Origin of the sequence: Acinetobacter sp. YH16044 (assembly GCF_013417145.1) — a bacterium.
Classification (GTDB): domain Bacteria; phylum Pseudomonadota; class Gammaproteobacteria; order Pseudomonadales; family Moraxellaceae; genus Acinetobacter; species Acinetobacter amyesii.
The window spans coordinates 1-1,357 of record NZ_VPEK01000142.1 but is presented as its reverse complement, the minus strand read 5'-3'; the positions used below and the strand labels follow the sequence as shown (position 1 = coordinate 1,357).

Here is a 1,357-nt window from a genome sequence, read left to right as displayed (position 1 = left end):
CAGGTCTAAAATTTAAAAAACAGATAAATATCAGTGCAATAAACTCATTTTTCTAATTTCGCATAACGCGTATTATGTTAATTTTAGGAAAGCTCACTAATCATCAAATTAAAAATATAAGAGAGACTTATGGACTCATATCTTAATTCAGGGGCTGGTTTTCCTGCTGGAACACGTATAAATACAGACAAAGGTTTAATCGCCATTCAGAACATTAAAGTCGGAGATTTAGTACTGTCAAAGCCAAAAAATGGTGACGGAGAGTTATGCTATAAACCTGTTATAAGAATATCTACTTGTGAGAATAGTGAGATTTGGGAGCTAACCTATTTCCAAATTAAAGCAAATACAGATTTATCAAAATTAAATAAAAGCAAATTATTGCAACTTTCTCGCAAAGGAAAAATGGTCAGTAATATGCTGAGGTCTAATCAGACATTCTGGGTTAAGAATATTGGATGGACGCGCTTGGATGAGTTGAAGAACGGTCAAGCTATAGAAACATCTGATCAAGAAATCATTGGTCTTGTTTTTATGGTGAATCCATTACGAAAAACAAGTATGGAAAATGTGGCTGGAAGTTACCATCCTAGCAATATATTTAATGCGGATAAAAAAGGTTTTGATATTGAAAATGTTGAATATTTTACTTTTATCAAATATGGCTTAGAAGGACCTATCGAATGTATAGGTGATGATAATGTACCTAGTCCAATATGTGTTAATGGTGAAAGTGTTCACGTTCTCTCAGAGACATTCCGATTAAAAACTTACAGCTTTGACGTTGAGGATGATTATACTTGCTTTATTACGAAGCTAGGATTGTGGGTTAATAATACTGCCTATAAATAATATAAGAAATAAATTACTAATTTTCTTATTTAACATAATGGCTGTTATACGAATTGAATTTTTCTTCATCTAGGAATATAGTGTGATTAACAATGTTAATCACAGGAACTTAACATGGCTTCAAATGCACTAGTGACTACTCGCATCAATGAAAACATTAAGCATGAAGCAACGGAAGTTCTCGCAACAATGGGCTTAACTGTCTCAGATGCAGTCCGTTTATTATTGACCAAAGTAGCTAAAGAAAAGGCTTTACCTTTTGATATTTGGCAACCCAATGCTGAAACCATTGCAGCGATGGAAGAAGATCTAAGCAAAGCAAAGAGCTTCACTTCTGTAAAAGACTTAATGGCTGATCTAAATGCGGACGATTAAGTACACCTCTGCATTTAAGAAAGACTATAAACGTGAGAAAAAAGGTCAGCATCGAAATACAGTCGATGCTGAACTACAAACTGTTTTAGAGTTATTACAAGCCGATGAAACTTTGCCTGAAAAGTATCGT

Annotated in this window: 3 protein-coding genes; all 3 read left to right on the top strand. The window is 33.8% G+C overall.

Translation table 11 applies throughout. The features are described from left to right. Window positions 1–129 precede the first annotated feature (129 nt). Window positions 130–852 (top strand): hypothetical protein, encoded by a 723-nt coding sequence (locus tag FTV38_RS17565; protein ID WP_078194509.1) that lies wholly within the window; start codon window positions 130–132, stop codon window positions 850–852. 114 nt (window positions 853–966) lie between these two features. After that, a complete protein-coding gene (locus FTV38_RS17560; RefSeq protein WP_004871910.1) occupies window positions 967–1,227 on the top strand; it encodes a type II toxin-antitoxin system RelB/DinJ family antitoxin in 261 nt (86 codons plus the stop codon). Then, on the top strand, window positions 1,214–1,357 hold a 144-nt coding region (locus FTV38_RS17555), incomplete at its 3' end, for a type II toxin-antitoxin system mRNA interferase toxin, RelE/StbE family (protein WP_180023049.1). The genes FTV38_RS17560 and FTV38_RS17555, both read left to right, overlap by 14 nt.